Origin of the sequence: Rathayibacter sp. AY2B5, from assembly GCF_002931645.1 — a bacterium.
In the GTDB taxonomy this organism is placed as follows: domain Bacteria; phylum Actinomycetota; class Actinomycetes; order Actinomycetales; family Microbacteriaceae; genus Rathayibacter.
In genome coordinates, this window is record NZ_PSUE01000038.1 from 12186 (window position 1) to 20589 (window position 8404).

Consider the following 8404-nt stretch of genomic DNA (forward strand, 5'->3'; position numbering starts at 1 on the left):
GCGCGGCCCCTCGCGGTCGGCTTCGCGAGGTGGTTGCGATGGGTGGAGCGGGGCGCGTTCGCCGCGGGTGAATCGCTTGGCACGCGATTCCCACGACGGCTCGTGGGTTGGGCCGCTCCCTGCGCGGCTCCTCGCGGTCGGCTTGGAGAGGTGGTCACGATGGGTGGAGCGGGGCGCGTTCGCCGCGTGGGAATCGCTTGGCACGCGGCGGTGTTCGTTGCGGGGCCGCTCCTTGCGCGGCCCCTCGCGATCGGCTTCGCGAGGTGGTTGCGCGGGTGGAGCGGGTCGCGTTCGCCGCGCGTGAATCGCTTGGCACGCGATTCACGCTGACGGCTCGTGGGTGGTGGCGAGCCTGCGCCGATCGTGCGGTGAAGGGGTTCGAGGTCGGTGGCTGCGCGGTGTGCGCGGCGGCGAACAGCGACCGGGGGTGCGGTCAGATCTTGCGGAGGAGGACCGAGGAGACCGTGTGGTCGGCCTGCTTGCGGAGGACCAGGCTCGCGCGGGAGCGGGTGGGGCGCACGTTCTGCAGCAGGTTCGGCTCGTTGATCGCGGCCCAGATGCTCCGCGCGCGCTCACGGGCCTCGTCCGGACTGAGCGCCGCGTAGCGGTGGAAGTAGGAGTTCGGATTCGCGAACGCGCCCTGCTGCAGGGTGAGGAAGCGCTCCTCGTACCAGCGCGCGATGTCGCTGGTCCGGGCGTCGACGTAGACGGTGAAGTCGAACAGGTCGCTGACCGCCAGGCCGTGACCGGGCACCGGCGGCTGCAGCACGTTCAGGCCCTCGACGATCAGCACGTCCGGCCGCCGCACGACGATCTCGGCGTCGGGGACGATGTCGTAGGAGAGGTGCGAGTAGAACGGCGCGCGCACCTCCGCGGCCCCGCCCTTCACCTCCGAGACGAAGCGCAGCAGCGCCCGCCGGTCGTACGACTCGGGGAAGCCCTTGCGGCTCATCAGACCGCGGCGCTCCAGCTCGCGGTTGGGCAGCAGGAAGCCGTCGGTGGTCACCAGCTCGACGCGGGGCGTGTCCTCCCAGCGGGCGAGCAGCTCCCGCAGCAGGCGAGCGATCGTCGACTTGCCCACCGCGACCGACCCCGCGACGCCGATCACGAACGGAGTCGGCTGCGCGCGCTCCCCGAGGAACGTGCTCGTCGCGCGGTGCAGGTGCCGCGCGCCACCGGCGTACAGGCTCAGCAGGCGCGAGAGCGGCAGGTAGACCTCCGCGACCTCGGTCAGGCTCAGCCGGTCGCCCAGCCCCCGCAGCTGCACGACCTCGGTCTCCGACAGCGGCAGCTCCGTGGTGCGGGCGAGCTCGGCCCAGTCGGAGCGGACGATCTCGACGAAGGGGGAGGGGTGCGCGTCGCGAGCGGGATCGCGAGGAGACGACGGCATGGGGACCGATCCTAGCGTCCGCCCCGCCGGGTGCCCGACGCCGCGGGAGGCGCCTCCGCGCCGCTTAGAATCGAGCGCATGTGTGGAATCGTTGGATACGTCGGTGAGCGCGACAGCCTGGCCGTGCTGCTCGGGGGCCTGAAGCGTCTGGAGTACCGCGGCTACGACTCGGCCGGCGTGGCCGTGATCGACGCCGACGGGCAGCTCGACAGCCGCAAGCGCTCGGGCAAGCTCAGCGTCCTCGTCGACGACCTCGAAGCGCACCCGCTGGCCGAGGGCACCACGGGCATCGGCCACACCCGCTGGGCGACGCACGGCGGCCCGACCGACCGCAACGCCCACCCCCACCTCGCGGACGAGGGCAGGCTCGCCGTCATCCACAACGGCATCATCGAGAACTTCCAGCCGCTCAAGGAGCAGCTGCTCGCCGAGGGCGCCGTCTTCGAGAGCGAGACCGACACCGAGGTCGCCGCGCACCTGATCGCCCGCGAGTACCGCCGCACCGGCGACCTCGTGCTCGCCTTCCAGGCCGTCGTCGCGCACCTCGAGGGCGCGTTCACCCTGCTCGCCCTGCACCAGGACCAGCCCGGCGTGGTCGTCGGCGCGCGCCGCAACTCGCCGCTCGTGATCGGCCTGGGCGACGGGGAGAACTTCCTCGGCTCCGACGTCGCGGCGTTCGTCGAGTTCACCCGCCGCGCGGTCGCCATCGGCCAGGACCAGATCGTCACGATCACCCCGGAGCTCGTCACGGTGACCGACTTCTTCGGCAACCCCGTCGAGACCGAGCCGTTCGAGATCGCCTGGGACGCGTCGGCGTCCGAGAAGGGCGGCTGGTCGAGCTTCATGGCCAAGGAGATCACCGAGGGCCCCGAGGCCGTCGCGAACACGCTCCGCGGCCGCATCCACGAGGGCGCGATCACGCTGCCGGAGCTCGACGCGCTCGGCCCGGTGCTGACGGAGATCGACCGCATCACGATCATCGCCTGCGGCACGGCCGCCTACTCGGGCATGGTCGCCAAGTACGCGATCGAGAAGTGGGCGCGCGTCCCCGTCGAGGTCGAGCTCAGCCACGAGTTCCGCTACCGCGACCCGGTGCTCACCCCGCGCACCCTCGTCGTCTCGATCAGCCAGTCCGGCGAGACGATGGACACGCTGATGGCGGTCAAGTACGCCCGCGAGCACGGCGCCAAGACGCTCTCGGTCTGCAACACCCAGGGCGCGACGATCCCGCGCGAGTCGGACGCCGTGCTCTACACGCACGCGGGCCCGGAGGTGGCGGTCGCCTCGACCAAGGCCTTCGTCGCTCAGATCGCGGCGCTCTACCTCTTCGGGCTGCACCTGGCCGCGGTGCGCGGTGCCGCCTCCACCGAGCTCGTCGCCTCGCAGGCGGCTCAGCTCGCCGCGATCCCGGAGAAGCTCTCCCGCGTGCTCGACGCCTCCGACGACATCGCCCAGCTGGCCGGCTGGATGGCCGACACCCGTGCGGTGCTGTTCCTCGGCCGCCACGTCGGCTACCCGGTGGCGCTCGAGGGCGCGCTGAAGCTCAAGGAGCTCGCCTACATCCACGCCGAGGGCTTCGCGGCGGGCGAGCTCAAGCACGGCCCGATCGCACTGATCGAGCCTGGCCAGGTCGTCTTCGTGATCGTGCCGAGCCCGAGCGAGTCGTACGAGCTGCAGCGCAAGGTGATCTCGAACATCCAGGAGATCAAGGCCCGCGGCGCCCGCGTCATCGCGATCGCGGAGCAGGGCGATACGGCCGCGATCCAGATCGCCGACGAGGTCGTGCCGATCCCGCTCGCCGACCCGCTGTTCGAGCCGCTGCTCGCCGTCACTCCGTTGCAGATGTTCGCGATGGAGCTCGCCGCCGCCAAGGGCCTCGACGTCGACCAGCCGCGCAATCTCGCCAAGTCGGTCACGGTCGAGTGATCGAGCCGTGATCGTGGGGATCGGGGTGGACGTCGTGGACCTCGCGCGCTTCGAGCGCTCGCTGTCGCGCACGCCCCGGCTCCGCGACCGGCTGTTCGCCGAGAGCGAACGCTCGCTCCCCGTCGCCTCGCTGGCGGGCCGCTTCGCCGCCAAGGAGGCGCTGATCAAGGCGCTCGGCGACTCCGTGGGCGCCCGCTGGCACGACATGGTCGTCGAGCGGGACGAGCACGGGAATCCGTCCTTCGCACTGCACGGCCCGGCCCGGGCGGCCGCGGAGGCGCGCGGGATCACGCGCGTGCACCTCTCGATGACGCACGACGCGGGCGTGGCCTGCGCGTTCGTGGTGGCAGAGTCGTGAGCGTCCCCGCGTCGTACCGAGAGGCGGTGATCGACGTCGACGCGATGGCGGCGAACGCCGCGCGTCTGCGCGAGCTCACCGGTGCCCGCCGGCTGATGGCCGTCGTCAAGGCCAACGGCTACGGGCACGGCGCCCTGGCCGCGGCGCAGGCGGCGCTCGACGGCGGCGCGGACGCCCTCGGCACCGCGGAGCTGCGGGAGGCCGTGGCCCTGCGCGAGGCAGGCGTCGTCGCTCCGATCCTCTGCTGGCTGCACGACCCCGGCGAGGACTTCGACGCGGCGCTCGAGCACTCGATCGACGTCGCCGTCTCCTCGGTCGACCAGCTCGACACGCTCGCGCAGTCGGCGGAGGACCGCGGCGTGCGCGCGGCCGTGCAGCTCAAGGTCGACACGGGCCTCAGTCGCAACGGCGCCGCGGAGGAGGAGTGGCCGCACCTGGCGGAGGCGCTCGCCCGTCACAGCGCTCGCGGCACCGTCCACCTCACCGGGCTGTTCTCGCACCTGTCCAACACCTCGCGCGAGGACGACCTCGCCCAGCTCGCGCTCCTCCGCCGCGCCGAGGCCGTGCTGGCGGCGCACGGGGTGCAGGCGCCGGTCCTGCACCTCGCGGCGACGGCGGCGGCGCTGCGCCTCCCGGAGGCCCGCCTCGACATGGTGCGCAGCGGCATCGCCCTCTATGGACTCTCGCCGTTCGAGGACGAGACCTCGCTCCAGCTCGGGCTCGTCCCGGCGATGACGCTGCAGGGCCGCGTCGCCGGCGTCCGCCGGGTGCCCCACGGGACCGGCGTGAGCTACGACTACACCTGGCGGGCCGAGGGCGGGACGACCCTCGCGCTCGTGCCGTTCGGCTACGCGGACGGCATCCCGCGGAGCGCCTCCGGCGTCGCGGAGGTCTCGATCGGCGGCCGCCGCCACCGGATCGCCGGGCGGGTCGCGATGGACCAGTTCGTCGTCGACGTGGGGGATGCGAGCGTCGCGACGGGCGACCCGGTGACGCTCTGGGGCGACCCGACGACCGGCGTCCCCTCGGTAGACGAGTGGGCGCGGTGGTGCGGCACCATCAACTACGAGCTGGTCACCCGGCTCGGGCCGCGGGTCCAGCGGCGACTGCTGAGCGCGGCGGACGGCCGTGCCTGAGCGCTCCTGGTTCGCGGACCGCGTCGTCGAGGTCGCCGATCCGGAGGCCATGGCGGAGCTCGGCCGCGAGCTCGGCCGAGTGCTGCGCGCCGGCGACCTGCTGGTGCTGACCGGGCCGCTCGGCGCGGGCAAGACGACCTTCACGCGCGGGCTCGGCGAGGGCCTCGACGTGCGGGGTCCCGTGACGAGCCCCACCTTCGTGATCGCGCGGACGCATCCGCCGCTGCACGACGGGCCGCCGCTCGTGCACGTCGACGCCTACCGCGTGGGCTCGCCGGTCGAGCTCGACGACCTCGACCTCGATCCGGTGCGCTCGGTGATCGTCGTGGAGTGGGGCGCCGGGATGCTGGACGGCGTCGCGGAGTCCTGGCTCGACGTGGTCATCGAGCGGCCGACCGCCGGCTCCGACGCCGAGGAGGGCGAGGAGCCGATCGAGCCGCGGACCGTCCGCTTCCGCGGCACCGGCTGGAGCTGAGCCCGCGGGTACCCTGGACGCGTGCTCCTCGCGATCGACACCTCCTCCGGAACCTCCGTCGCCGTCGTCGACTCCGCGGGCGCCGTGCGCTCGGAGCGCACCGAGACCGACACCATGCGCCACGCGGAGGTGGTCGGCCGGCTGATCCAGGAGGCGCTCGAGGCGGCCGACGTGGCTCCCGGGGGCATCGAGGCGGTCGCGGTGGGCATGGGCCCCGGCCCCTTCACCGGCCTCCGGGTCGGGATCGCCGCCGCCCGGGCCTTCGCGCTCGGCCGCGGCGTCCCCACCCTCCCCGTGGTCTCGCACGACGCGATCGCGCTCGCCGCGCTGCGGCACGGGCGCGCCGCGGGCTTCCTCGTCGTCACCGACGCCCGCCGCCGAGAGCTGTACTGGAGCGCCTACGACGGGCTCGACGATCAGGGGCTCCCCGTCCGCCTCTCCGGCCCGGGCCTGGACAAGCCGCCGGCCCTCCCGCATCCGGAGCTCCCGCGCCTGGAGGCCGAGTCTGTCTCCGCCGGCGAGCTCGGAGTCGTGGCCGCCCGCCTGCGCGCGGCCGGTCGGCCCGGTGCCGCGGACGAGCCCCTCTACCTCCGCTCGCCCGACGTCACGCTGTCCGCCGGCCCCAAGCGGGTGACCGCATGAGCGAGGCCGTGCTCCGCGACGCGCAGGCGGACGACCTCGACGCTGTCATGGCGATCGAGGAGTCCGAGTTCGCCGGCGACGCCTGGTCGCGCGGGATGATGGCGGAGGAGATCCGGAGCCGTCACACCCGGTACCTGGTCGCCGAGCAGGACGGCGAGGTGGTCGGCTACGCCGGGCTCCTCTGCCCCGTCGGCGCCCACGAGGGCGACGTGCAGACGATCGCGGTCGTCGCCCGGGTCCGCCGCACCGGCCTCGGCCGCCGACTGCTGCGCGCGCTCCTCGAGGCGGCCGGCGAACGCGGCGCCCGCGAGGTCTTCCTCGAGGTCCGCGCCGACAACCCCGCCGCGCAGACCCTCTACCGCTCGGAGGGCTTCGAGGAGATCGGCGTCCGCCCCGCCTACTACCAGCCCGACGGAGTGGACGCGATCGTGATGCGCCGGCCGCCGACCCCGACCCAGGAGACCCCGTGAGCACCGGACCCCTCGTCCTCGGCATCGAGACCAGCTGCGACGAGACGGGGATCGGCATCGTCCGCGGCACGACGCTTCTCTCGAACACCATCGCCTCCTCGATGGAGGAGCACGCCCGCTACGGCGGCGTCGTGCCCGAGGTGGCCGCCCGGGCGCACCTGGAGGCGCTCGAGCCCGCCCTGCACGCGGCGCTCTCCGAGGCCGGTGTCGCGCTCGGCGACCTGGACGCGATCGCGGTCACCAGCGGACCGGGACTCTCGGGCGCCCTCATGGTCGGCGTCGGAGCGGCGAAGGCGCTCGCCGTCTCGCTCGGCCTGCCGCTCTACGCCGTGAACCACCTCGTCGGCCACGTGGGAGCCGATGTCCTCCGTGCAGACGGCAGCGAGGGCAGCCCCGTCGAGGTGCCGACGATCGCGCTGCTGGTCTCGGGCGGGCACACCTCGCTCCTGCACGTGCGCGATCTGGTGTCGGACGTCGAGCTGCTCGGCGAGACCATCGACGACGCCGCCGGCGAGGCCTTCGACAAGGTGGCGCGAGTCCTGGGCCTGCCCTATCCGGGCGGACCGCAGATCGACCGGGTGGCGGCGGACGGGGACCCGAAGGCGATCCGCTTCCCCCGCGGGCTCAGCCTGCCGAAGGACCTCGAGCGCCACCGCTACGACTTCTCGTTCTCAGGGCTGAAGACCGCGGTCGCCCGCTGGGTCGAGAAGCGCCAGGACGCGGGGGAGGAGGTGCCCGTGGCCGACGTCGCGGCGAGCTTCCGCGAGGCGGTCGCCGACGTCCTGCTCACGAAGGCGCTCGCCGCCTGCCGCGACCGGGGCGTGCCGCGCCTCCTGCTCGGCGGCGGCGTGGTCGCCAACGCCCGGGTGCGCGCGCTGGCGGAGGAGCGGTGCGCGGCCGCGGGAGTGACCCTGCGGATCCCGGCGCTCTCGCTCTGCACCGACAACGGCGCGATGATCGCCGCACTGGCGGCGCAGCTGATCGAGGCGGGGCATCCGCCGTCGGGGCTCGGCTTCGGGGCCGACTCGACCCTCCCGGTCACCGAGATCCAGGTCCGCTGAGGCCTCTACCGGGCGGCGGCCGGGCCGCGCAAGCGCCGTCCAGCTTTTTGACAGGCGGATCGTGCCACTGCCACTCTTGGCCGCATCCGCTCGTTCCTGACCCTGGGGGATTCCATGACCACTCCGTACACGCCCGCGTCCGACCGCTACAACATCCTGGCGATCATCGGCTTCATCGCCTCGTTCTTCGTCTCCATCGTGGGCATCGTGCTGGGCTTCATCGCCCTGTCGCAGATCAAGCGCACGGGGGAGAAGGGCCGCGGCCTCGCCCTCGCCGCCGTCATCATCGGCTTCGTCGCGATCATCATCACCATCATCTCGTTCGTCGCGCTCTTCTCGATCGCGGCGACCATGCCCTCGACCGGGTACTGATCGACACGCCTCCGAGGCTCGGGGGCGCCCGCACCACCAGGAGGACACCGTGACCGACGACACCGCGCCCGGACCGCAGACCGGACCGGCGCCCGCGCCGTTCGCCCCTCCGCTCGGCGAGCCGTCGGCGGCCTACCCGCCGCCGACGGCCGCCGCCGATCCCTACCCCGGTCTCCCGCCCCGCCGCCCGCCGATGAATCCGCTCGCGGTCGCGGCTCTGGTGTGCGGACTGCTGGGGCTGGCGCCCGCCGCCATCGTCCTCGGCCACATCGGCTTCGCCCAGGCCCGACGCTCCGGACAGCGCGGCCGCGGTCTCGCGGTCGCCGGCTTCGTGCTGGGCTACCTCGCGATCGTCCTCGCGGTGATCGCCTACCTCGCCTGGACGGCCTTCGTCGGCGACCTGCGCGACGGCGGCTACCTGCCCGCGTGAGCGGACGGAACCCCTCCGCCGCCGCCCGGGTGCTGGCTAGACTCGCGCCATGAGCGACGACAGCACCCGTCCCGGCCCCGGCTCCGACGAGCAGCACGGCTCCGTCCCGGTCCCGCCGGCCCCGCCCGTCCCCCCGGCTCCGCC

At 73.6% G+C, this 8404-nt stretch carries 10 protein-coding genes; 9 read left to right on the plus strand and 1 reads right to left on the minus strand.

From position 1 onward, the window contains the following. Positions 1–433: 433 nt before the first annotated feature. Complete coding sequence (gene coaA / locus C5C30_RS16340) at positions 434–1390, minus strand: type I pantothenate kinase (RefSeq protein WP_104234153.1); 957 nt, start codon at positions 1388–1390, stop codon at positions 434–436. 78 nt (positions 1391–1468) lie between these two features. On the opposite strand from coaA, the gene glmS reads away from it, so the two are divergent. The 9 genes from glmS to C5C30_RS16385 all read left to right on the plus strand — a co-directional run bounded on the left by glmS (position 1469) and on the right by C5C30_RS16385 (position 8260). Continuing rightward, a complete protein-coding gene (gene glmS / locus C5C30_RS16345; protein WP_104227413.1) occupies positions 1469–3316 on the plus strand; it encodes a glutamine--fructose-6-phosphate transaminase (isomerizing) in 1848 nt (615 codons plus the stop codon). Between the two features lie 7 nt (positions 3317–3323). Beyond that, the gene (locus C5C30_RS16350) at positions 3324–3674 is read left to right on the plus strand and encodes a holo-ACP synthase (protein ID WP_104329784.1); all 351 of its coding nucleotides are present in this window, start codon (positions 3324–3326) and stop codon (positions 3672–3674) included. A 26-nt stretch (positions 3675–3700) separates the two neighbouring features. Then, the gene (gene alr / locus C5C30_RS16355) at positions 3701–4810 is read left to right on the plus strand and encodes an alanine racemase (RefSeq protein ID WP_258064185.1); all 1110 of its coding nucleotides are present in this window, start codon (positions 3701–3703) and stop codon (positions 4808–4810) included. A 49-nt stretch (positions 4811–4859) separates the two neighbouring features. After that, on the plus strand, positions 4860–5285 hold the full coding sequence (gene tsaE / locus C5C30_RS16360) for a tRNA (adenosine(37)-N6)-threonylcarbamoyltransferase complex ATPase subunit type 1 TsaE (RefSeq protein WP_104334119.1): 426 nt from the start codon (positions 4860–4862) through the stop codon (positions 5283–5285). Between the two features lie 21 nt (positions 5286–5306). Next, a complete protein-coding gene (tsaB, locus tag C5C30_RS16365) occupies positions 5307–5927 on the plus strand; it encodes a tRNA (adenosine(37)-N6)-threonylcarbamoyltransferase complex dimerization subunit type 1 TsaB (RefSeq protein WP_104334118.1) in 621 nt (206 codons plus the stop codon). Next, positions 5924–6397 (plus strand): ribosomal protein S18-alanine N-acetyltransferase, encoded by a 474-nt coding sequence (gene rimI / locus C5C30_RS16370; protein ID WP_104225012.1) that lies wholly within the window; start codon positions 5924–5926, stop codon positions 6395–6397. Before tsaB ends, rimI begins: the two co-directional genes overlap by 4 nt. Beyond that, positions 6394–7458 (plus strand): tRNA (adenosine(37)-N6)-threonylcarbamoyltransferase complex transferase subunit TsaD, encoded by a 1065-nt coding sequence (gene tsaD / locus C5C30_RS16375; protein ID WP_104225013.1) that lies wholly within the window; start codon positions 6394–6396, stop codon positions 7456–7458. Before rimI ends, tsaD begins: the two co-directional genes overlap by 4 nt. 114 nt (positions 7459–7572) lie before the next feature. After that, positions 7573–7830 (plus strand): DUF4190 domain-containing protein, encoded by a 258-nt coding sequence (locus tag C5C30_RS16380; RefSeq protein ID WP_104225014.1) that lies wholly within the window; start codon positions 7573–7575, stop codon positions 7828–7830. A gap of 49 nt (positions 7831–7879) precedes the next feature. Continuing rightward, a complete protein-coding gene (locus C5C30_RS16385; RefSeq protein WP_104234159.1) occupies positions 7880–8260 on the plus strand; it encodes a DUF4190 domain-containing protein in 381 nt (126 codons plus the stop codon). Positions 8261–8404: the final 144 nt, after the last annotated feature.